General features: G+C 72.6%; 22 protein-coding genes. 7 read left to right on the plus strand and 15 right to left on the minus strand.

Features of this window, described 5'->3' with window-relative positions:
* Positions 1-1170: a sensor histidine kinase gene (locus ACZ470_RS26815; RefSeq protein WP_468431443.1), complete on the minus strand. Its 1170-nt coding sequence runs from the start codon at positions 1168-1170 to the stop codon at positions 1-3.
* A 108-nt stretch (positions 1171-1278) separates the two neighbouring features.
* On the opposite strand from ACZ470_RS26815, the gene ACZ470_RS26820 reads away from it, so the two are divergent.
* From ACZ470_RS26820 to ACZ470_RS26830, 3 genes are all read left to right on the plus strand, one after another.
* Positions 1279-2199: an ABC transporter ATP-binding protein gene (locus ACZ470_RS26820; protein WP_468431202.1), complete on the plus strand. Its 921-nt coding sequence runs from the start codon at positions 1279-1281 to the stop codon at positions 2197-2199.
* A gap of 2 nt (positions 2200-2201) precedes the next feature.
* On the plus strand, positions 2202-2927 hold the full coding sequence (locus tag ACZ470_RS26825; protein ID WP_468431204.1) for an ABC transporter permease: 726 nt from the start codon (positions 2202-2204) through the stop codon (positions 2925-2927).
* A 68-nt stretch (positions 2928-2995) separates the two neighbouring features.
* Positions 2996-3433, plus strand: a complete 438-nt coding sequence (locus tag ACZ470_RS26830; RefSeq protein ID WP_468431206.1) for a hypothetical protein — start codon at positions 2996-2998, stop codon at positions 3431-3433.
* 10 nt (positions 3434-3443) lie between these two features.
* On the opposite strand, the gene mug is transcribed toward ACZ470_RS26830, so the two are convergent.
* From mug to ACZ470_RS26870, 8 genes are all read right to left on the minus strand, one after another.
* On the minus strand, positions 3444-3992 hold the full coding sequence (mug, locus tag ACZ470_RS26835) for a G/U mismatch-specific DNA glycosylase (RefSeq protein WP_468431445.1): 549 nt from the start codon (positions 3990-3992) through the stop codon (positions 3444-3446).
* Positions 3989-5431: an adenylosuccinate lyase gene (gene purB, locus ACZ470_RS26840; protein ID WP_468431208.1), complete on the minus strand. Its 1443-nt coding sequence runs from the start codon at positions 5429-5431 to the stop codon at positions 3989-3991. Before purB ends, mug begins: the two co-directional genes overlap by 4 nt.
* A gap of 77 nt (positions 5432-5508) precedes the next feature.
* The gene (locus ACZ470_RS26845) at positions 5509-6285 is read right to left on the minus strand and encodes an SGNH/GDSL hydrolase family protein (RefSeq protein ID WP_468431210.1); all 777 of its coding nucleotides are present in this window, start codon (positions 6283-6285) and stop codon (positions 5509-5511) included.
* A 58-nt stretch (positions 6286-6343) separates the two neighbouring features.
* The gene (locus ACZ470_RS26850) at positions 6344-7357 is read right to left on the minus strand and encodes a hemolysin family protein (protein ID WP_468431212.1); all 1014 of its coding nucleotides are present in this window, start codon (positions 7355-7357) and stop codon (positions 6344-6346) included.
* On the minus strand, positions 7354-8721 hold the full coding sequence (locus ACZ470_RS26855; protein WP_468431214.1) for a hemolysin family protein: 1368 nt from the start codon (positions 8719-8721) through the stop codon (positions 7354-7356). The genes ACZ470_RS26850 and ACZ470_RS26855 overlap by 4 nt, the downstream gene beginning before the upstream one ends.
* A gap of 132 nt (positions 8722-8853) precedes the next feature.
* On the minus strand, positions 8854-9279 hold the full coding sequence (locus ACZ470_RS26860) for a GNAT family N-acetyltransferase (protein WP_468431216.1): 426 nt from the start codon (positions 9277-9279) through the stop codon (positions 8854-8856).
* A gap of 174 nt (positions 9280-9453) precedes the next feature.
* On the minus strand, positions 9454-12021 hold the full coding sequence (locus tag ACZ470_RS26865; protein WP_468431218.1) for an FtsX-like permease family protein: 2568 nt from the start codon (positions 12019-12021) through the stop codon (positions 9454-9456).
* Positions 12022-12025: 4 nt separating this feature from the next.
* The gene (locus tag ACZ470_RS26870; RefSeq protein ID WP_468431220.1) at positions 12026-12877 is read right to left on the minus strand and encodes an ABC transporter ATP-binding protein; all 852 of its coding nucleotides are present in this window, start codon (positions 12875-12877) and stop codon (positions 12026-12028) included.
* Positions 12878-13074: 197 nt separating this feature from the next.
* On the opposite strand from ACZ470_RS26870, the gene ACZ470_RS26875 reads away from it, so the two are divergent.
* Together ACZ470_RS26875 and ACZ470_RS26880 are read left to right on the plus strand one after the other, a co-directional pair.
* A complete protein-coding gene (locus ACZ470_RS26875; protein ID WP_344561835.1) occupies positions 13075-13314 on the plus strand; it encodes a toxin-antitoxin system HicB family antitoxin in 240 nt (79 codons plus the stop codon).
* A gap of 4 nt (positions 13315-13318) precedes the next feature.
* The gene (locus ACZ470_RS26880) at positions 13319-13693 is read left to right on the plus strand and encodes a fic family toxin-antitoxin system, toxin component (protein ID WP_468431223.1); all 375 of its coding nucleotides are present in this window, start codon (positions 13319-13321) and stop codon (positions 13691-13693) included.
* Here the strand turns inward: ACZ470_RS26880 and ACZ470_RS26885 are convergent, their stop codons facing one another.
* The 4 genes from ACZ470_RS26885 to bioB form a co-directional block, all read right to left on the minus strand.
* Positions 13694-14395 (minus strand): class I SAM-dependent methyltransferase, encoded by a 702-nt coding sequence (locus tag ACZ470_RS26885; protein WP_468431225.1) that lies wholly within the window; start codon positions 14393-14395, stop codon positions 13694-13696.
* 69 nt (positions 14396-14464) lie between these two features.
* On the minus strand, positions 14465-15181 hold the full coding sequence (bioD, locus tag ACZ470_RS26890) for a dethiobiotin synthase (RefSeq protein ID WP_468431227.1): 717 nt from the start codon (positions 15179-15181) through the stop codon (positions 14465-14467).
* A 1-nt stretch (position 15182) separates the two neighbouring features.
* Positions 15183-16463 (minus strand): adenosylmethionine--8-amino-7-oxononanoate transaminase, encoded by a 1281-nt coding sequence (locus tag ACZ470_RS26895; RefSeq protein ID WP_468431229.1) that lies wholly within the window; start codon positions 16461-16463, stop codon positions 15183-15185.
* Positions 16456-17610, minus strand: a complete 1155-nt coding sequence (gene bioB / locus ACZ470_RS26900) for a biotin synthase BioB (RefSeq protein WP_468431231.1) — start codon at positions 17608-17610, stop codon at positions 16456-16458. Before bioB ends, ACZ470_RS26895 begins: the two co-directional genes overlap by 8 nt.
* Positions 17611-17757: 147 nt before the next feature.
* On the opposite strand from bioB, the gene ACZ470_RS26905 reads away from it, so the two are divergent.
* The gene (locus ACZ470_RS26905; protein WP_468431233.1) at positions 17758-18885 is read left to right on the plus strand and encodes an 8-amino-7-oxononanoate synthase; all 1128 of its coding nucleotides are present in this window, start codon (positions 17758-17760) and stop codon (positions 18883-18885) included.
* 68 nt (positions 18886-18953) lie between these two features.
* Here ACZ470_RS26905 and ACZ470_RS26910 read toward each other — a convergent pair whose 3' ends face one another.
* Together ACZ470_RS26910 and ACZ470_RS26915 are read right to left on the minus strand one after the other, a co-directional pair.
* Positions 18954-19178, minus strand: coding sequence for a DUF397 domain-containing protein (locus ACZ470_RS26910; RefSeq protein WP_468431235.1), 225 nt, complete (start codon positions 19176-19178; stop codon positions 18954-18956).
* A gap of 9 nt (positions 19179-19187) precedes the next feature.
* Positions 19188-20048 carry a helix-turn-helix domain-containing protein gene (locus ACZ470_RS26915; protein ID WP_468431237.1) on the minus strand — a complete coding sequence of 287 codons (861 nt, stop codon included), beginning with the start codon at positions 20046-20048 and terminating at the stop codon, positions 19188-19190.
* A 212-nt stretch (positions 20049-20260) separates the two neighbouring features.
* Between ACZ470_RS26915 and ACZ470_RS26920 the strand changes: the two genes are divergently transcribed.
* Positions 20261-20758, plus strand: coding sequence for an ATP-binding protein (locus tag ACZ470_RS26920; protein ID WP_468431239.1), 498 nt, complete (start codon positions 20261-20263; stop codon positions 20756-20758).
* Positions 20759-20781 lie beyond the last annotated feature (23 nt).

Raw genomic sequence — 20781 nt, forward strand, 5'->3', positions numbered from 1 at the left:
TCAGCGCAACGGGAGCTCGACCCGCACCCGCCAGTCACCCTCGTCCGGCCCGGTGCGCGCCTGCCCGCCCAGCAGGGCCGCGCGCTCACGAATGCCGCGCAGACCGCTGCCCCGGCCGGGACCGGGTGCCGCCCCGGTGAACGGATTGCGGACCTCCAGGCCCAGCGAGCCGTCGTCGACCGCGATACGGACCCGGACGGGGACGGCGCCCGCGTGCCGCAGCACATTGGTCAGCGACTCCTGGAGGATGCGGTACCCCTCGCGGGAAACCGGCCCGGGAACGGTGTCCAGGGGCCCGGTCACCTCGACGTCCACCTTCGCGCCGGACGCCCGCGCGGACTCCAGCAGCCGGTCGGCGTCCGCGAGGGTCGGCCGGCCGCCCACCGGCCGCCCGGACTCGCGCAGGACGCCGAGGACCCGCTCCAGGTCCTCCAGCGCGGCCCGGCCGGTCTCCTCGATGGCGTCCAGGGCCCGGTCGGTGAAGGCGGGATCGCCGGCCGCGCGGGCGGCGCCCGCCTGCACGACGGCCACGGTCAGGGCGTGACCGATGGAGTCGTGGAGTTCCCGGGCGATACGGGTCCGCTCCAGGAGCTGCTCGGTGCGTTCCTCCATGGCGGCCAGCCGCTCGGCGGGGGAGGGGCCGAGCAGGCGCTGCGCCAGCGCCGTGATCAGACGGCCCCAGCCGACCACGGTCGCCCCCAGGACCGCCAGCGCCGGGGGCAGCAGGAGGACGTGCCACCAGCGGTGGCCCTCCAGGAGGAGCAACTCACCGGAGGCCGTGTCCCCGCCGAACACCGCCGCCGTCAAGTCCACCACGGCGAGAAGCAGTTGCACGGTGCACAGCGAGGTCGCGCTGCCGATCAGCAGCCGCGCCTGAAGCCATACGACGAGCCTGCCCCGGTCGCTCCAGGAGGCGGACGGCGCGGCGACGATGGCGCCGCTCTCGCTGTCGTGCCGCTGACCGGTCAGCAGCAGCCGGGCCTGCAACCCCTCCACGGTGCGCATCGCGGGCACCAGACCGACGGGCAGGAGCACCACGGCCGCCGCCACCCAGGTCCACCACGCCTCCTCGAGGAACAGCCACATCGACGGCCACACGATGGCGATGAACAGATGCAGCAACCGTGTGTACGTCACCGTCCGGCCGAACGGGAGCAGCAAGCCGACCATGCCGTCATCGTGCCAGCCGCCACCGACGACCGGCCTCCCCCGCACGGGGGAGACGATCTCCACCGGCGGGGGAGGCACCGCCCCCGTACGAGCCGTCACGCTGCTGCCATGACCAGCATCGACGTCCAGGACCTCACCAAGGAGTACGGCACCCGGCGAGCCGTGGACCACCTCTCCTTCCGCGTTCTGCCCGGCCGGGTCACCGGCTTCCTCGGCCCCAACGGCGCGGGCAAGTCCACCACCATGCGCCTGGTGCTCGGCATCGACCACCCCACATCCGGCTCCGCCACCATCGGCGGCCGTGCCTACGCCACCCTCCAGGAACCCCTGCGCCAGGTCGGCGCCCTGCTCGACGCACACGCCGCCCACGGCTCCCGCTCCGGACGCGACCATCTGCGCGTGCTGGCGGCGAGCCACCGCATTCCGGACCGCCGCGTCGACGCGGTGCTGGAGGAGACCGGGCTGGGCTCGGCGGCACGCCGCCGGGTGCGGACGTACTCCCTGGGCATGCGCCAGCGGCTGGGCATCGCCGCCGCGCTGCTCGGCGACCCGGCGGTGATCATGCTCGACGAGCCCTCCAACGGCCTCGACCCGGAAGGCATCGTGTGGATCCGCACACTGCTGCGCCGGCTCGCGGACGAGGGCCGTACCGTCCTGGTCTCCAGCCATCTGATGAACGAGACCGCCTCCTTCGCCGACCATCTGGTCGTCCTCGGCCGTGGCCGTCTGCTGGCCGACACGCCGATGCGGGAGTTCATTGACAGGCGCGTGCGCCCCGCCGTCCGCATCCGCACCTCCGATCCCACCGCCCTCCAACGGGTCCTCGCCCGGCACGGTCACGATGTCGTGGAACACCCGGACGGCCACTGGAACGTGCCGGACGCGCGCGTGGACGACATCGGACGCATCGTCTCCGCCGTGGGGGTACCGATCCTCGAACTCGCGGCGGACGAGGGCACGCTGGAACAGGCCTATCTGGACCTGACCGCCGCCGAGACCGAGTTCGCCGCACAGCCCCAGGAGGCCTGACCATGCCGTTCGCACCCGTGTTCCACGCCGAGTGGCTGAAGATCCGCACGGTCCGTTCGCTGCCGGGAGCGCTGCTGGCGCTGTTCGCCGTGACCACGGCGTTCTCCGCGGTCGCCGGGGTCTCGAACACGTCCGACCCCGAGTTCGACCCGCTGTTCATGGCGCTGTCCGGTGTCGCACCGGGACAGATCGCCGCCATTTCCTTCGGCGCCGTGGCCGTCTCGGCCGAGTACCAGAGCGGCGCCCTGCGGCTCTCGCTGGCCGCGGTCCCGCGGCGCGGGCAGTGGTACGCCGCCAAGGTCGCGGCGATCGCCGTCCCCACGCTGGTCGTGAGCCTGTTGACCGCCCCGGCCGCCCTCCTCGTGGCGCGGGCGGGACTCGGCACGGCGGCGAGCGGCCTCACCCTGGCCGAGCAGATCCGCGGTGTCGTGGGCGGCGTCGTCTACCTGACGCTGATGGCCCTGTTCGCCGCGGGCCTGGCGACCGTGCTGCGCAGCGGAGTGGCCACGCTGTCCCTGCTCATCCCCTTCATCCTGATCGTGTCCTTCGTGATCGGTGACGCGGCCGGCACCGTCGCCGACTTCCTGCCCGACCGTGCCGGACAGGTGGTGCTGTACGAGACCCACGACGGAACCCTCGGCCCCTGGTCGGGACTTGCGGTGCTCACGCTGTGGACGGCCGCCGCGCTGCTGGCCGGGGCGTGGAGTCTGCGCCGCCGGGACGCCTGACCAGGGCGCCTGACCGGAAGTCGGCTGACGCACCGCCAACTGTCAGTGGCGACGGGTTTACTGGATCCATGAACATCGCCCAGCACATTGCCCTCATCGACGAGCTGTGCTTCCGCCCCTTTCCGGCGGAGCACGGCCCGTCCGACGTCGGCTTCGGGGGACCGGGCCACCATGTCGCCGTGCTGGAGACCGGTGACGGCCCGGGCCGCGATCCCGCGCGGTGGGCGGTGACGGTGGACCAGTTCGAGAAGGACCGCGACGCCGTGTACGAGGTCCTGGCCTCCCGCTGGGGGGACGTCGACCCCTGGAACCTGGGGACGGTCCTGCTGCGCACGGCACAGGAGGAGATCCCCGAGCCGTGGGAGTGGCTCAGCGTCCGCGCGGGCGTGGCCTGGCTGTGGGAGGTGCAGGGCACCGGCCGCTGGGTCGCCGTCGCGGTCGCCGACCGGGACCCGGCCGACGAGATCCAGCTGCTGGCGGTGGTCACGGAGACGGCCCCGCCATGACCACCGGCCGTCACCGCTCCGCCGCGGCCTCCCGCAGCCGGCCGAACTCCTCGGCCAGCGTCGCCGGTGTCCAGTGCGCGTTCAGCCCGCTCGGATTGGGCAGCACCCACACACGGGTGTCGCCGATGGTCCGCGCCTGCCGTCCCACCCGCGCCGTCCGGTCGTCGAACGCCGCGCGGTACGCGGTGACCCCCACCACGGCGAGCCACCGCGGCCGGAGCCGGGCCACCTTCAGCGCGAGCAGCCGCCCGCCCTCCCGGTACTCCTCGGCCCCCAGCTCGTCCGCCCGGGCCGTGGCCCGCGCCACCACATTGGTGATCCCGAGCCCGTACGACAGCAGCTCGCGCTGCTCCGACGGCAGCAGCAGACGGGGCGTGAAGCCGGAGCGGTGCAGCGCCGGCCAGAAGCGGTTGCCGGGGCGGGCGAAGTGGTGGCCGGTCGCGGCCGTCATCAGACCGGGGTTGATGCCGCAGAACAGCACCTGGAGCCCGTCCGCGACCACATCCGGTACGAGACGGTCGCGGGCGGCCTCCAGCTCCTCCCGGGTGAAGCGCCTCAGAGGATGGCCCCCGGGGTGTAACCGGCGGCTTCCGGGTGCCGCTTCACGATCTCGTCGACACGGCCGACGACGGTGGCGACCTGGTCGCTCGCGGCACCGGTGAAGGACAGCTTGTCCGCCATCAGCGCCTCCAGCGCGGCGCGGTCGAGCGGCAGCCGCTCGTCGGCGGCGAGCTTGTCGAGGAGGTCGTTGCGCTCGGCGCCCAGCTCCCGCATGGCGAGGGCGGTGGCGACGGCGTTCTCCTTGATCGCCTCGTGCGCGACCTCGCGGCCGACACCCGCGCGCACCGCGCCCATCAGCACCTTGGTGGTGGCGAGGAACGGCAGATAGCGGTCCAGCTCCCGGGCGACGACGGCGGGGAAGGCGCCGAACTCGTCGAGGACCGTCAGGAACGTCTCCAGCAGACCGTCGAGCGCGAAGAACGCGTCCGGCAGCGCGACCCGGCGCACCACCGAGCACGACACGTCGCCCTCGTTCCACTGGTCGCCCGCCAGCTCGCCGGTCATCGAGGCGTAGCCGCGCAGGATCACCATCAGGCCGTTGACGCGCTCACAGGAGCGGGTGTTCATCTTGTGCGGCATCGCGGAGGAGCCGACCTGGCCCGGCTTGAAGCCCTCGGTGACCAGCTCGTGCCCGGCCATCAGCCGGATCGTCTTCGCCAGCGACGACGGCGCGGCGGCCAGCTGCACCAGCGCGGTGACGACCTCGTAGTCCAGCGAGCGCGGGTAGACCTGGCCGACCGAGGTGAACGCCTCGGAGAAGCCCAGATGGCCGGCGATCCGCCGCTCCAGCTCCGCCAGCTTGGCCGCGTCCCCGCCGAGCAGGTCCAGCATGTCCTGCGCGGTGCCGACCGGCCCCTTGATGCCGCGCAGCGGGTAGCGGCCCAGCAGCTCCTCCACCCGGCCGTACGCGACCAGCAGCTCGTCGGCGGCGGTCGCGAACCGCTTGCCGAGGGTGGTGGCCTGCGCGGCCACGTTGTGCGAGCGGCCGGCCATGACCAGCTCGCCGTACTCGCCGGCCAGCCTGCCCAGACGCGCCAGCACGGCCACCGTGCGGTCGCGCATCAGCTCCAGCGACAGGCGGACCTGGAGCTGCTCGACGTTCTCGGTCAGGTCCCGGGAGGTCATCCCCTTGTGCACGTGCTCGTGCCCGGCGAGGTCGTTGAACTCCTCGATCCGTGCCTTCACATCGTGCCGGGTGACCTTCTCGCGCTCGGCGATGGAGGCCAGGTCGACCTGGTCGAGGACGCGCTCGTAGTCGGCGATCGCCGCGTCCGGCACCTCGATCCCGAGGTCCTTCTGGGCCCGCAGCACGGCGAGCCAGAGCTGCCGCTCCAGCTTCACCTTCTGCTCGGGCGACCAGAGCGTGGCGAGCTCGGCGGAGGCGTAGCGTCCGGCGAGGACGTTCGGGATACGGGGCTTGGCGGGCGCAGCAGTCACGTACATGGAGTCTACTGGCGATTCCTGCAGGCCGGCGCCACGGGGTGGTTCGGCGGAAGCTACAAAGGGCCGCGGTGTCAGCCGGCCTCGTACGGCAGCAGCTCCGGGCGCTTCGGCGGCAGGCCGTCGCCGGAGGAGCGGCCGGTGAGCCGGCGGCCGATCCACGGCAGCAGGTGCTGCCGGGCGAACCGGACGTCCTCGACCCGCCGCGCCACCCACCGCGGCGGCAGCGTCGCCTCCGGGGGCAGGTGCCACTCGGGGTCCTCCGGCGAATGGCCGAGCGTCTGCCAGACCGCCTCCGCGACCCTGCGGTGTCCGTCCGCCGTCAGATGCAGCCGGTCCACGTCCCACAGCCGGGGATCGGCGAGCGACGGCGCCCCGTACAGGTCGACGACCAGCGCGCCGTGCCGCTCGGCGAGTTCGTCGACGCAGGCGAACAGGGCCTCCATGCGCGGACGGAAACGCTCCAGGACGGGGCCCTGGCGGCCGGGGCTGCGCATCAGCACCAGCTGCCCGCAGTGCGGGGCAAGACGCTCCACGGCCTCGGTCAGCAGATCCCGGACCCGCGCCATGTCGCACTTGGGCCGCAGGGTGTCGTTGAGCCCGCCGACCAGCGTGACCACATCGGCCCGCATCGCCGCGGCGACCTCGACCTGCTCGTCGACGATCTGCTGGATCAGCTTGCCGCGCACCGCGAGGTTGGCGTACCGGAACCCGGGAGTGGTGGCCGCCATCCGCGCGGCGAGAAGGTCGGCCCAGCCCCGGTAGGTGCCGTCGGGAAGGAGGTCCGACATGCCTTCGGTGAAGGAGTCGCCGAGGGCGACAAGGCTGCTGTAGGTGGGATTCTTCTGCATGGCGACAGAGATGGTATCCCGTGGCACATACCCAGCGGTCGGTCACCCTTCCCGCTACTCAGGTCCGCTGCCCGAAGAGCTCCCGCAGGACGTCCTCCATCGTCACCAGTCCGGCCAGCCGCCCGTCGGCCCCGAGGACGGCCGCCAGATGCGTACGGCTGCCCCGCATGGCGGTGAGGACGTCGTCCATCGGCGTGCGCTCCCGCACCCGCGCGATGGGCCGCATGTCGTCCAGCCGGAACGGCACATCGCGCGGTGAGGCGTCCAGGGCGTCCTTCACGTGCAGATAGCCGACGATCCGCCGCTGCTCGTCCACCACCGGGAAGCGGGAGAACCCGGACTCCGCCGACAGCCGCTCCAGGCCCTCCGCCGTGACGCCCACGCGCGCGTAGACCACGCGCTCCAGCGGCATCACCGCGTCGCGCACCGGCCGCCGGCCCAGCTCCAGGGCGTCGTGCAGGCGTTCCCGCGCACGGTCGTCGATCAGGCCCGCCTCACCGGAGTCCTTCACGATCTGGGCCAGCTCGGCGTCCGAGAAGGACGCGACGACCTCGTCCCGGGTCTCGACCCGCAACAGCTTCAGCAGCGCGTTGGCGAAGGCGTTGATGGTGAAGATGACCGGGCGCAGCGCGCGGGACAGCGCCACCAGCGGAGGGCCCAGCATCAGCGCGCTGTGGGCCGGCTCGGCGAGCGCGATGTTCTTCGGCACCATCTCGCCCAGCAGCATGTGCAGATAGGTCGCGAGCGTCAGCGCGATCACGAAGGACACCACGTGCCCGGCGCCCTCCGGGACTCCGACCGCGTGGAACACCGGTTCGAGAAGATGCTCGATCGCCGGCTCGGCGACGACACCGAGGACCAGGGTGCACAGCGTGATGCCCAGCTGCGCGGCGGCCATCAGCGCGGACACGTGCTCCAGCCCCCACAGCACGCTCTTCGCGCGCCGGTCGCCCCGGTCGGCGTACGGCTCGATCTGGCTGCGGCGGACCGAGATCAGCGCGAACTCGGCGCCGACGAAGAAGGCGTTGACGACCAGGGTCGCCAGGCCGATCAGCAACTGTACGACGGTCATCGCCGCGCCCCCTCGCCGTCCGCGGTTCCGGTCGGGTGCCGATCCGCCGCGTGCCGGTCACCGCGCGGCGCGTGCAGCCGGACGCGTGCCGCGCGGTGACCGGTGGCGTCCAGCACCTCCAGCCGCCACCCGGCGACCTCGAAGGCGTCACCGACGGCCGGGATGCGACCCAGCTCGACGGCCACCAGCCCGGCGAGGGTCTCGTACGGCCCCTCCGGCGCGCGCAGGCCGACCCGGGCGAGCTGGTCCACGCGGGCGGAGCCGTCGGCCGAGAACAGGGCGCGCCCTTCCTGGTCGGTGCCGGCCCGGGCCAGGTCGGGTGTCTCGTGGGGGTCGTGCTCGTCGACGACCTCCCCGACGACCTCCTCGACGATGTCCTCCAGCGTGGCCACCCCCGCCGTGCCGCCGTACTCGTCGATCACCACGGCCATGGTGCGCCGCCCGGAGAGCCGGTCCAGCAGCCGGTCGACGGTGAGCGTCCCGGGAACCAGCAGCGGTTCGCGCATCAGCTCCGACACGGGCACCTGGGCCCGGCGTTCGGCGGGCAGCGCCACCACGTCCTTGACGTGCGCGGTGCCGACGACCGCGTCGAGGGTGTCGCGGTAGACGGGGAACCGGGACAGCCCGGTCGCCCGGGTCACGTTCGCCACGTCCTCGCAGGTCGCCCGGACGTCCAGGGCGATGACCTGGACGCGCGGTGTCATCACGTTCTCCGCGGTGAGGTCGGCGAGGTTCAGCGTGCGGACGAACAGCTCGGCGGTGTCCGGTTCCAGCGCGCCCTCCCTGGCGGAGTGCCGGGCGAGCGCCGCGAGCTCCTGGGGCCCGCGCGCGGAAGCCAGCTCCTCGGCCGGCTCCACGCCGATACGGCGCACTATGCGGTTGGCCGTGTTGTTCAGATGGGTGATGAACGGGCGGAAGGCGGCGCTGAACCAGCGTTGCGCGTTGCCCACCCGCTTGGCGACGGCCAGGGGCGACGAGATGGCCCAGTTCTTGGGCACCAGCTCGCCGACCACCATCAGGAACACCGTCGACAGGGCCGTGCCGATCACCAGGGCCAGGGAGCGCGCCACCGAACGGGAGACGCCGATGTCCTCCAGCGGGCCCGCGATGAGCGCGGCGATCGACGGCTCGGCCAGCATGCCGACCACCAGATTGGTGACCGTGATGCCGAGCTGTGCGCCGGAGAGCTGGAAGGTCAGCGCCCGTACGGCCTTGAGCGCGCCCGCGGCGCCGCGCTCGCCGCGCTCGACGGCACGCTCCAGCTCGGCCCGCTCGACCGTGGTGAGGGAGAACTCGGCCGCGACGAAGGCGCCGCAGGCGAGCGAGAGCAGGATCGCCGCCAGAAGGAGGAGCACTTCGGTCATCGGGTCACCTCTGTCCCATGGTCGGACAGGACGGGGAGGGATGCGCGATGTCGGGGGAGGGGTCGCCCATGGGCGGACGCACACAGCCTTTCTTCGGGGCCCGGCAGTAGTGGGGTGCCGTCGGCCCGAGGGTCAGCCGGTGAGGGGCTTCACCCAGCGCCGCCAGCGTTCCTCGGGCGCGTACCCCGCGGCGTCCCAGGCATGATGGGCGGTTTCGTTGCTCTCGAGCACCATCGCGTCCGCGCGGCGCCCGCCGAGCCGTACGAACCGGTCCTCCGCGGCGGTGAGCAGCGCGGAGGCGATGCCCTGTCGGCGGTGGTCCGGGTGGACCGCCAGCCGGTACAGATGGCACCGCCAGCCGTCGAAGCCGGCGATCACCGTGCCGACGAGGTCGCCGCCGCTCTCGGCGAGGATCAGCGCCTCGGGGTCGCGGGCGACCAGTCCTTCCACGCCCGTCCGGTCGTCGCTGATGCTCGTGCCCTCGGCGGCCACCTTCCAGAAGGCCAGTACGGTGTCGAGATCTCCGGGCGTCGCGGCCCGTATGCGCGGTTCGGTCATGCGGTGATCCCAGCACAGGTGATCATGGGCGGCACGCCATTTCACGATCCGGACCACTGCGGTGGACCGACGTTTCCTTCGCCCCCGCCGCCCCTTCCCGTCCCGGACCTGGGACTCCGCCCCGGACCCCGCTCCTCAAACGCCTGAGGGGCTGGTTTCACCGGAGGGCTCATTTCACTCGTGGGCGATGGCCTCCAGGACGTTCATTCGTGATGCCCGCAGCGCGGGCAGGAGGGCCGCCGCGATGCCGACGACCGCCGAGCCGATCACGACGGCCACGACGGTGCCCCAGGGGATGGCCAGCGCGGTCATGCCCTGGAGGGCGAGGACCTGCTGTATGCACAGGCCCCACACCAGCCCCAGCGCGAGGCCCAGGACCGCGCCGAACACCGCGATCACCACCGACTCCAGCCGGATCATCCGCCGCAGCTGCCGCCGCGCCAGGCCGATCGCCCGCAGCAGGCCGATCTCGCGCGTGCGCTCCACCACCGACAGCGCGAGGGTGTTGACCACGCCGAGCACCGCGATGATGATCGCCAGCCCCAGCAGGGCGTAGACGAGGTACAGCAGCACGGCGATCTGGTCGTGCACCAGGTCCTTGTAGTCCGCCTGGTCACGGGCCTGCACCTGGGGATACGGCTCCAGCGCCGTGTCCAGCCGGTCGCGCAGCTCGTCCACGCCCGTCCCGTCGGCCGCGTTGACGTACAGCGCGGAGTCCTGCCCGCCCGGCACGTACTCCTCGACCGTCGCGATGCCGAAGAACAGCCCGCCCCGCATCCCGAAGCCCTCGCCGCCCTCCATGTCGGTGAGGGCGGCCACCGTCAGCCCGGTGCTCCGGCCGCCGGGGAACTCGACCGGGACCGTGCTCCCCATGCGGACGCCGTGCTCCTCGGCGAAGTCCGCGTCCATGGCGATGTTGCCGTCCGCCAGGGCGGCCGCCGTGCCGCCGCTCGCGTACGTCATCCGCGCGACGTCGTCGACCCGGTCGTCGTACCCGGCGGCGGTGGTCTCGATCCGCTCCCCGTCCGGCAGCCGCACCGCGAGCGGCGCGAACCGCTGCCGTACGACCAGCCCGACGCCCTCCGTGTCCCGGACGCGGTCGGTGACCTCCTGGGAGAACGGCATGAAGTTGGCGTTCTGGAGCACGAAGTCCGCGCCCAGCGTCTTGTCGATCTGCTCGTCGAAGGAGCGGGACATCGAGGCGCTGGCCACCGACATCCCGCCGACCAGGGCCAGCCCCACCATCAGCGCGGCCGCGGTCGCGCCCGTACGGCGCGGATTGCGCAGGGCGTTGCGCTGGCTCATCCGGCCGACCGGACCGAACAGGGCGGGGAAGGCCCCGCCCAGCACCCGGATCACCGGCCGCACCAGCAGCGGACCGGCGACGACGGTCGCGATCAGGGTGAGGACGACACCGAGCCCCAGCAGCGAGGCCGCCGACGAGGTCTCCGTGCTGAGCACGCAGCCCACCAGCGCGGCCGCGCCGAGCGCGCCCACCACGGACCCCACCACCGCGCGGACGCGCAGCGGCCGCCCCACTCCGGCGATCTCCGCGTCCGCGAGCGCGGCCATGGGCGACACGCCCGCCGCGCGGCGGGCCGGGAGATACGCCGCGACGAAGGTGACGCCCACGCCGACGACGTACGCGGTGACGGGGGTGACCCAGCCGACGACCATCTCCGTGGTCTTGAGGTTCATGCCGAACGCGCTCATGAGGCGGATCAGACCGAAGGCGAGCCCGATGCCGGCCGCCAGCCCCACGGTCGAGCCGACCAGACCGAGCAGCACCGCCTCGGTGAGCACCGACCGGCGCACCTGCCTGCGGTCGGCGCCGAGCGCCCGGAGCAGCCCGAGTTCGCGGGTGCGCTGGGCGATCAGCATCGAGAAGGTGTTGACGATCAGGAAGACGCCCACCAGGACGGCGATCCCGGCGAATCCGAGCATCACGTACTTGATCACGTCGAGGAACGCGCCGAGTTCGTCGGCGGCCGTCTTCGCCAGCTCGTCCGCGGTTTGGACCTCGTAGGCGCCGCCGCCGAGCTCGGCCGTGACCCGGCGCTTCAGCTCCTCGTCGGTCACGCCCGGCGCCGCCTCCAGGGAGACGCTGGTGGCCCGCTCCGCCGAGCCCAGCAGCTTGGCGGCCGCCACCTCGGGGTCGAGGAAGACGAGCGCCGCGCCGGGGTTCGTGGTGGTGAACGTGGCGATGCCGACGACCTCCACGCGGAAGGAGCCCGGCTGTGCCTGCACCGACAGCGTGTCCCCGATCCCGACGTCCTTGGCGTCGGCCGTGTCCGCGTCCAGGACCGCCTCGCCGTCGCCGCGCGGGGTGCGGCCGGAGGTCAGCTCCACCACACTGCGCTCGGTGACGTGCCAGTCCACCGCGAGGGTCGGCGCGCCCGTGGTCGGCCCCACCGATTCGTTGTCGCTGTCGACGACCGTGATGTTCTCGACCTCGACGTCCGGATGCGCGGACTCGACGCCGTCGACGCGGGCCAGGTCCCGGGCGAGCGAGGCCGGCACGGTCTGGACGGCGCCCGTGGGCACCGACGACTCCAGCTCCTCCCGGGGCCCCACCGTCACGTCCGCGGAGGTGGAGGCGAAAAGCCGGTCGAAGGTACGGGAGACCGTGTCGGAGAAGATCAGGCTGCCCGCGACGAACGCCACGGACAGGACGACGGCCAGCGCGGACAGCAGCAGCCGCCCCTTGTGCGCGAGGAAGCTCCGCAGCGTCGCCTTCAGCACGGCGTCAGTCCCTCTCGGAGGTCGGCTCGTCGTCCGCCGGGACGGCTCCCGGAGCGGGGCCGCCGGCAGCTTCCGACGGGGCGCGGATCACGTCGAAGCGCTTCATCCGTTCCAGCACCGACCCCGCCGTTGGCTGCCGCATCTCGTCCACGATCCGGCCGTCCGCGAGAAAGAGCACCAGGTCGGAGTGGGCGGCGGCACCCGGGTCGTGGGTGACCATGACGACGGTCTGCCCGAGCGAGTCCACGGCCTCGCGGAGGAATCCGAGCACTTCGAGACCCGCGCGCGAGTCGAGGTTGCCGGTCGGCTCGTCCGCGAAGATCAGCTCGGGCCGGGAGGCCAGTGCCCGGGCGCAGGCCACCCGCTGCTGCTGTCCGCCGGACAGCTGCGCGGGGCGGTGCTTGAGGCGGTCCCGCAGGCCGAGCGTGTCGATGACCTGGTCCAGCCATTTCTCGTCGGGTTCCCGGCCCGCGATGTCCATGGGCAGGGTGATGTTCTCCCGGGCGTTCAGCGTCGGGATGAGGTTGAAGGACTGGAACATGAACCCGACGCGGTCCCGCCGCAGCCGGGTGAGCTCACGGTCCTTCAGACCGGTGATCTCGGTGTCTCCCAGCCACACCTGCCCGGCGGAAACGGAGTCGAGCCCCGCCAGACAGTGCATCAGCGTGGACTTCCCGGACCCCGACGGGCCCATGACGGCCGTGAACCGTCCGCGCACGATGTCCACGTCCACCGAGTCCAGGGCCAGCACGGTCGTCTCGCCCGAGCCGTACGCCTTGGTCAGGCCGCGGGCGCGGGCCGCGATCCCGTCGGCCGACGCGAGGCCGGGGGCGTGCTCCGCAGCAGGTGTGGACAAGGCCGCCTCCTCCGAGTGGGCGTCAGGTGGTGCCTGTCGCCCCGAGCGTAGTGTGATCCGTCCCACACCTGATATCCCCCGTGGGTGCGGGTCGGTCTCCTTCCCAGGTCGTGCCCCCGATGCCGGTGTAAGGGGCACCTTCTCGGGCGCGGTCGCCGCACTTGCCGCCGCTAGCACCCCGGCGCTAGCTTCGAGGTATGGCGAAGACCCAGCTGAACGTCCGCGTGGACGAGGGCACCGCCCGCGCGGCGCGGGAACGTGCCCTGGCGCGGGGGATGAGCGTGAACCGCTACATCGAGGAACTGGTCCGGCAGGACACCGGCGAGGCGGGCCGCGCGTTCGTCGAGGCCGCCGCCGACTTCATGAAGCAGTACGAGAGCGTCTTCGCCGAGGAGTTCGGCAAGGAGCGCGAAGGCACGCGCGAAGGTCGCCGCTGAGCCGTTGAACGACCTGCGCATCGACCTCGCGTGGCTGCTCATGCTCGCCGAGCAGCAGACCCCGGGCGACCCCCAGGTCACCGACTGGGGTGCCCTCGTCGCCGCCGTCGCACGCCACGGGGCCGAGATCTTCGACGTCCCCGTCTACGACAGCCCGCACGCCCGCGCCGCCTCGCTGCTCCAGCTGCTGATCCACGTCCCCGCGCTGGAGCGCTCCAACGCCCTCTTCGCGTCCGCCGTGGCGTACGCCTATCTCGTCGCCAGCGGTCTGAAGGTCGTCACCTCGCCCGAGCAGGTGCGCGATCTGGCCCGGCTGGTCAAGGACGGCCAGGCGACCGTGGACGAGATCGCCGCCGAGCTGCGCCGCTGGAGCGAGTGATCAGCGCAGGGTGGTCGCCGCGTCGCCCGGCGGCCGCCACGCGGTGCCCATGACGCAGTACGAGGTGGGCAGCGTCGGCCCCTTCTCCGGCATCAGCATCCGCCGGTAGGGGCCGAGCTCGAACCCCGCCTCCCGCAGCGAGGCGACCGGGTCCCGTGCCACATGGCAGCCACCGGCCAGCGGCGGCCACACCGTCCGGTCGAGCGTCCGCTGGGTGACGCGCATGATCCGGCCGCCGCCCCGGCCGTGCTCGAAGAACCGCACCTCGCCGCCCGGCCGCAGCACCCGCCGTAGCTCCGCGAGCGCCCGCCGCACGTCGCGGACGCTGCACAGCACCAGCGACAGCACCGCCCCGTCGAACGCCTCGCTCTTGACCGGCAGCGCCTCCGCCGCACCCGGCGCGACATCCACCGGCACCGGGGCGCGCAGGGCGGCCTCCACGGCCAGCGCGCGCAGCGCCCGTTCCGGTTCGATGGCGACGATCTCCGAGACGGTCCCCGGATAGTGCGCGAAGTTCAGACCGTTGCCCGCGCCGACCTCGATCACCCGGCCGGACAGTCCGCCGAGCAGTCTGCGCCGCACGTCGGCCATTCCCGCGCGGGTCTCGGCGGCGGTGCTGATCCGGGCGTAGTACCGCGCGAACACCGGATGGTGCACGGCGTCCCGCTCCACCTTCGCGGAACGGGCGGACGGTAGCTGCATGAGGACCTCCCCGAGGACGGGCCTACGCCGATTCTCCCCGCAATGCGCCGTCCGCACCCCTGCGCGTCGTCAGGGCGCCTCGCGCGTCCGGAACGTTTCCGCGTCCCAGGTTCCCTCCAGACGGGGCGCCAGCCAGTGCGGTGCCGAGGCGCGGAATTCCGTCGGCGGGAGGGCGCCCGCCCCGGCCGGTACGGCGCCCAGCAGCGGGGCCCCGGTCACGTCGGGCAGGTCCAGCAGGTTGCAGCGCGAGGCCAGATCGGGCTCGGCGGGCCAGCTGCCGATCACGACACCCGCCAGGTCGAGCCCCCGGCGGCGCAGTTCACGGGCCGTCAGCTCGGTGACGTTCAGGGTGCCGAGCCCCGCCGACGCCACCACCAGCACCGGCGCAGACAGCAGTACCGCCGCGTCCGCCAGCGTCCCGCCGGCCGCGTCGAACCGTACGAGCAGCCCGCCCGCGCCCTCCACCAGCACCAGATCGTGCTCGGTGGCCAGCTTGGCGGCACGCTCCGCGATGTCGTGCGGATGAACGGGTGCCCGGCCGGCCCGGCGGGCCGCCGTGGCCGGCGCCAGCGGATCGGGGTACCGGGCGAGCTCGGCCGTGGTCACCGCGCCGGCGAGCCGCGCGGCCTCCTCGGCGTCCCCGGTCTCCTCCGGCCGCACACCCGTCTGCGCCGCCTTCAGCACGGCCACGGACCGGCCGGCCGCCAGCGCCGTCGCGGCGACCGCCGCCGTCACCACGGTCTTGCCGACCTCGGTGCCCGTGCCCGTGATCACCATCACCGGCATGTCATCCCTCCTTCGCCGCCGCGCACACCGCGCCGGCGATGCGCGCCACGTCGGCGTCGCCCGTGACGTACGGCGGCATGGTGTAGATCAGATCGCGGAACGGCCGCAGCCACACGCCCTCACGGACCGCGGCCTCCGTGGCCGCCCTCATGTCGACGGCGTGATCGAGCTGTACGACTCCGATGGCGCCCAGCACGCGTACGTCCCGCACCCCGGGCAGGCCGGCCGCCGGAGCCAGCCCCGCGCGCAGCCCGGCCTCGATCCGCCCGACCTCCGCGCGCCAGTCCTGCCCGAGCAGCAGTTCGATGGAGGTGCACGCCACGGCCGCCGCCAGCGGATTGCCCATGAAGGTCGGCCCGTGCGCCAGCACCGGCACCTCACCGCGCGAGATGCCTCGCGCGACCCGCGCGGTGCACAGCGTCGCCGCCATGGTGAGATAACCGCCGGTCAGCGCCTTGCCCACGCACATCACATCCGGCGTCACCGCCGCGTGCTCCGCCGCGAACAGGGCACCCGTGCGCCCGAAGCCGGTCGCGATCTCGTCGAACACCAGCAGCACGTCGTGCGCGTCGCACGCCTCACGCAGCACCCGCAGATACGCGGGGGAGTGGAACCGCATCCCGCCCGCGCCCTGCACCACCGGCTCCACGATCACCGCGGCCAGTTCACCCGCGTGGCGCTCGATCAGCTCCCGCAGCCGGTCGGCGTACGACTCCTCGTACCCGGCGGGCGGGGCCTCGGCGAACACCTGGCGCGGCAGCACCCCGGACCACAGCTCGTGCATGCCCCCGTCCGGGTCGCACACCGACATCGGCTGCCAGGTGTCACCGTGGTAGCCGCCCCGCCAGGTCAGCAGCCGCCGCTTCTCCGGCCTGCCCAGCGAACGCCAGTACTGGAGGCACATCTTCACCGCGACCTCGACCGACACCGACCCGGAGTCGGCGAGGAACACATGCTCCAGACCGTCCGGAGACATGTCGACAAGGAGCTTCGCCAGCCGGACGGCGGGCTCGTGCGTGAGCCCGCCGAACATCACATGGCTCATCCGCTCCAGCTGCTCGCGCGCGGCCCTGTTGAGCGCCGGGTGGTTGTAGCCGTGGATGGCCGACCACCAGGACGACATCCCGTCGACCAGTTCGCCCGAGCCGTCCGCGAGCGTCAGCCGCACCCCGCTCGCCGACTCCACGACGAGCGGTTCCTGACGCCCCGGCATGGGCCCGTACGGATGCCAGACGTGCCGCCGGTCGAGTTCCAGCAGTTCGGCGACGGACCGCTCAGGCATTGGGCGCGAGGTCCGTTCCGGCGCCCCGGCGGCGTACGGCGACCAGATCGGTGCGCGGCTCCTCGGCCGCGCTCCCGCAGGAGGCACCCGAGCTCGCGGAACCGCACGCGCCGTCGCCCTCGCCGGACCCGCAGCCGCCGCCCGCGCGGTGCTCGGGCAGCGTCACCTCGCCGGTGCCCTCCACCTCGAACCCGGCGTCCGCGATCATCTCCAGGTCCTCCCTGCCGGCCTGGCCCTCGCTGGTGAGGTAGTCGCCGAGGAAGATCGAGTTGGCGAGGTGCAGCGCGAGCGGCTGCATCGTGCGCAGATGCACCTCACGGCCGCCGGCGATCCGCACCTCGACGTCCGGGCAGACGAACCGCGTCATCGCCAGGATGCGCAGGCAGCGCTGCGGGGTGAGGTGCCACTCCTTGGCGAGCGGTGTGCCCTCCATCGGGATCAGGAAGTTGACCGGCACCGAGTCCGGGTCCAGCTCGCGCAGCGAGAAGACCACGTCGACCAGGTCCTCGTCGGACTCGCCCATGCCGGCGATCAGCCCGGAGCAGGCGGACAGACCGGCCGCGTGCGCCTTTCGCACCGTGTCCACCCGGTCGGCGTACGTGTGCGTGGTCGTGATGTCCCCGTACGTCGACTCGGACGTGTTCAGGTTGTGGTTGTAGGCGTCGGCGCCCGCCTCACGCAGCCGCTCCGCCTGGCCGTCGGAGAGCAGCCCGAGGCAGGCGCACACCTCGACGCCCTCGTTCTGCTCCTTGATGGCCTTGATGGTGTCCGAGACCCGGTCGACATCGCGGTCGGTCGGACCCCGGCCACTGGCCACCAGGCACACCCGCTTGGCGCCGCCCGCGAGACCGGCGGCGGCCGCCCGCGAGGCCTCGTCCGGCTTCAGCCAGGTGTACTTGAGGATGTCGGCCTTGGAACCGAGCCGCTGGGAACAGTAGGAGCAGTCCTCCGGGCACAGGCCGGACTTGAGGTTGACGAGATAGTTGAGTTTCACCCGTCGGCCGAACCAGTGCCGGCGCACCTTCCCGGCCGCCGCCACCACATCGAGCAGGTCGTCGTCGGACGTCGCGAGGACGGCCAGAGCTTCCGCGCGGGTCGGCGTCTCGCGCCGAAGCCCCTTGTCCACCAGCGTGTTCAGCAGGTCCATGAGAGCCGATCCTGTCCTACCCGACCCTCCCGGGCCAAGGAGAGTTCGTACAACGGAGGCGCTTCGACGTGTGGGTATTGCCACACAGTGGTCCGCCCGGCCTCCCGCTACTGTCTGTGCACTGCCTACAAAAGCCCCGGAGGACCCATGGCGTTCGGCTGGATCGACGAGCAGGCGGAACTGCGCCGCCGGGCCGGACTCGTACGGACCCTGCGCCCCCGGGCCGCCGACACGCCGCTGCTCGATCTGGCGAGCAACGACTACCTGGGTCTGGCCCGGCATCCGGAGGTCACCGAGGGCGCGGCACGGGCGGCGCGGACCTGGGGCGGCGGTTCGACCGGCTCCCGGCTCGTCACCGGCACCACCGAGCTCCATACCGAGCTGGAACGCGAACTGGCGGACTTCTGCGGCTTCGAGGCGGCCCTGGTCTTCTCGTCCGGCTACGCGGCCAACCTCGCCGCCGTCACCGCGCTGGCCCCGCACGGCTCCCTGATCGTCTCCGACGCGGGCAACCACGCCTCGCTGATCGACGGTTGCCGGCTGGCCCGAGGGACGACGCAGGTGGCGGCCCACGCCGACCCCGACGCCGTGCGCAAGGCGCTGGGCGGGCACGACGGACCGGCGGTCGCGGTGTCCGACACGGTGTTCTCGGTGGACGGCGACGCCGCCCCGCTCGCCGGGCTCGCCGGGGCGTGCCGCGAGCACGGCGCGGGTCTGGTGCTCGACGACGCACACGGTCTCGGCGTGCTCGGGGAAGAGGGGCGGGGGGCTCCGCACGCGGCGGGACTCGCGGGCGCCGACGACGTCGTGGTGACGGTGACGCTGTCCAAGTCGCTCGGCAGCCAGGGCGGAGCGGTGCTCGGGCCCTCCCGGGTGATCGGCCACCTGGTCAACGCGGCCCGGACGTTCATCTTCGACACGGGACTCGCGCCCGCGGCGGCCGGTGCGGCGCTCGCCGCGCTCCGGCTGCTGCGCCGCGAACCCGGGCGGGCGGCGCGGGCCGGCGCGGTGGCGCGGGAACTGCACGGCCGGCTGACGGCCGCGGGTCTGGAAGCGGTGCGTCCGGACGCCGCGGTCGTCTCCGTGCGCGCCCCGTCCCCGGAGCAGGCCGTGCGATGGGCGGCCGACTGCCGGGCGGCCGGCCTGTCCGTGGGCTGCTTCCGTCCTCCTTCCGTGCCCGACGGCATCTCACGGCTCAGGCTGACCGCCCGCGCGGACCTGTCCGGGGCGGAGATCGAACGCGCTGTACGTGTGATCGGCGAGACGCGACCATGAGTCGGCGGGGCACGGCCGTGAGTCGCTCGACGAGGGGTTGATCGGTCGGTCGGTGATTCGGTGGCCGGTCAGCGGACCGCGGTCAGGAACTCCGCCCAGCTGTCGGGGGAGAACAGCAGCGCGGGGCCGTCGGGGGCCTTGGAGTCGCGCACGGCGAGCAGTCCGGCCAGGGGGCCGGTGGCCGGCCGGGCCGTCTCGACGCAGTTGTTCGCGCCGGTGCTGTAGCTGCTGCGCAGCCACCGCACATCGCTCAGCGCGAGGCCGGAGGAAAGGGTCCGAGGCGGTGCAGGCATCGTGCCTCCTTACGCGCCGGCTGCAGTACCGGCGATGAAATCCAACGAGTCCTCGGGTGAAAGGGCGTGGATCGAAAGGGCGTTGAAGGCCTCCGAGTAGGCCCGGAGGTCTTCTTTCCGCTCGAGGTAGAGGCTACTCGTCAAGTGGTCGAGAACAACCACGTCCAGATCAGAAGTGCGCGAAAATGAAAAGATTACGAAAGGACCGGTCACGCCGATGTGCGCCCCGGCGGAGAACGGCAGGACCTGCAACCGCACTTGGGGCAGCCGGGCGGCCTCGACCAGCCGATTCAGCTGACGGGTCATCACTCCCGGACCGCCGACCTCCCGGCGCAGCACCGCCTCGTCCAGGACCGCGCTCAACTCCAGCGGGGGCTCCGCCCGCAGTACGTCCTGCCGGGCCAGCCGCACCTCGACCAGCGTGTCCAGGCGCTCCTCCGACGCGCCCTCCAGGGCCGCCTCCGTCACCGCGCGGGCGTACTCCGGTGTCTGCAACAGCCCCGGGATCACCGTGGTCTCCAGGGTCCGCATCGCGCTCGCCTGCGACTCGAGGCTGATGAAGTCCCGGTAGGTCGGCGGCAGTACACCCCGGTAGGCGTGCCACCAGTGGTCCCTGCTGCCGCGGTCGCCGGAGCCCGACAGCACCAGGAGCAACTCCCGCAGCTGCGGGTCGTCCACGCCGTAGACGTCGAGCAGTAACCGGACGTCGGTCGGCTTCACCCCGCTCGTGCCCGTCTCGATCCGGCTCACCTTCGACTGGTGCCAGCCCGCCAGCCGGGCCGCCTCACCACTGGTGAGTCCCGCCGAGGTGCGCAGTGCGCGCAGTTCGGCGCCCAGTTTCCGGCGGCGCACCGCGGGACCGTGCTGCATGGGCTTCTCCTTACTCCTTCCGAGCCGCCCACATACGGTCTCCCGTCGCAGAGTTCACCGCTTTGAGCGACAGATATATGCATATCTTGGTGGATCGCCGCCCTACGCCGTGCGGTGATGGCAGTCTGGCGACGAAGCACCAGTGCGGGACCGTACTCGAACAATCCGCTCCGTGTCGGACTGCGGTCCCGTGGGAAAGGGACGACCTCGCCATGGCAGACCATCTGGAAGCATCCGTCACTCTGCCGAGCGATCCCGCCTCGGTCTCCGCCGCCCGTGCCCATGTGGTGGGCACGCTGGCCGAATGGGGCATGCCGGCGGACACGGAACTGTGCGACACCGTCCGGCTGATCGTCTCGGAACTCGCCACCAACGCGGTGCAGCACACGCTCGGGCAGTCGCCCACCTTCACCGTGGACGTCGTCCTGGTCCGCGACGAACGGGTGCACATCGGGGTCACGGACAGCCACCCGCGGTTGCCCAAGCGGCTGCCCGCCGCGGTCCAGCAGGACAACGGCCGCGGACTGGTCATCATCCGCTGGCTGACCGCGGAGTGCGGCGGCAGGCTGAGAATCCGCCGCACGCGTGAGGGCGGAAAGACCGTCTCGGTCGAACTCCCGTGGACCGTCCGGCCCGCCGAAGCGGTCACGGCGGCGGGACAGCAGGAGCAGCACGAACCGCCTCCCCGGGAGGCGGCGGGGCGGCGGTGATTGCGGACGCCGCCGCCCCCGCG

The organism is Streptomyces sp. NPDC031111 (assembly GCF_055570675.1).

Coding starts and splice junctions, on each gene's coding strand:
- ACZ470_RS26815 (WP_468431443.1), bottom strand. CDS start 1,170: ATGGTCGGCTTGCTGCTCCCGTTCGGCCGGACGGTGACGTACACACGG.
- ACZ470_RS26820 (WP_468431202.1), top strand. CDS start 1,279: ATGACCAGCATCGACGTCCAGGACCTCACCAAGGAGTACGGCACCCGG.
- ACZ470_RS26825 (WP_468431204.1), top strand. CDS start 2,202: ATGCCGTTCGCACCCGTGTTCCACGCCGAGTGGCTGAAGATCCGCACG.
- ACZ470_RS26830 (WP_468431206.1), top strand. CDS start 2,996: ATGAACATCGCCCAGCACATTGCCCTCATCGACGAGCTGTGCTTCCGC.
- ACZ470_RS26845 (WP_468431210.1), bottom strand. CDS start 6,285: ATGCAGAAGAATCCCACCTACAGCAGCCTTGTCGCCCTCGGCGACTCC.
- ACZ470_RS26850 (WP_468431212.1), bottom strand. CDS start 7,357: ATGACCGTCGTACAGTTGCTGATCGGCCTGGCGACCCTGGTCGTCAAC.
- ACZ470_RS26855 (WP_468431214.1), bottom strand. CDS start 8,721: ATGACCGAAGTGCTCCTCCTTCTGGCGGCGATCCTGCTCTCGCTCGCC.
- ACZ470_RS26860 (WP_468431216.1), bottom strand. CDS start 9,279: ATGACCGAACCGCGCATACGGGCCGCGACGCCCGGAGATCTCGACACC.
- ACZ470_RS26875 (WP_344561835.1), top strand. CDS start 13,075: ATGGCGAAGACCCAGCTGAACGTCCGCGTGGACGAGGGCACCGCCCGC.
- ACZ470_RS26885 (WP_468431225.1), bottom strand. CDS start 14,395: ATGCAGCTACCGTCCGCCCGTTCCGCGAAGGTGGAGCGGGACGCCGTG.
- bioD (WP_468431227.1), bottom strand. CDS start 15,181: ATGCCGGTGATGGTGATCACGGGCACGGGCACCGAGGTCGGCAAGACC.
- ACZ470_RS26895 (WP_468431229.1), bottom strand. CDS start 16,463: ATGCCTGAGCGGTCCGTCGCCGAACTGCTGGAACTCGACCGGCGGCAC.
- bioB (WP_468431231.1), bottom strand. CDS start 17,610: ATGGACCTGCTGAACACGCTGGTGGACAAGGGGCTTCGGCGCGAGACG.
- ACZ470_RS26905 (WP_468431233.1), top strand. CDS start 17,758: ATGGCGTTCGGCTGGATCGACGAGCAGGCGGAACTGCGCCGCCGGGCC.
- ACZ470_RS26910 (WP_468431235.1), bottom strand. CDS start 19,178: ATGCCTGCACCGCCTCGGACCCTTTCCTCCGGCCTCGCGCTGAGCGAT.
- ACZ470_RS26915 (WP_468431237.1), bottom strand. CDS start 20,048: ATGCAGCACGGTCCCGCGGTGCGCCGCCGGAAACTGGGCGCCGAACTG.
- ACZ470_RS26920 (WP_468431239.1), top strand. CDS start 20,261: ATGGCAGACCATCTGGAAGCATCCGTCACTCTGCCGAGCGATCCCGCC.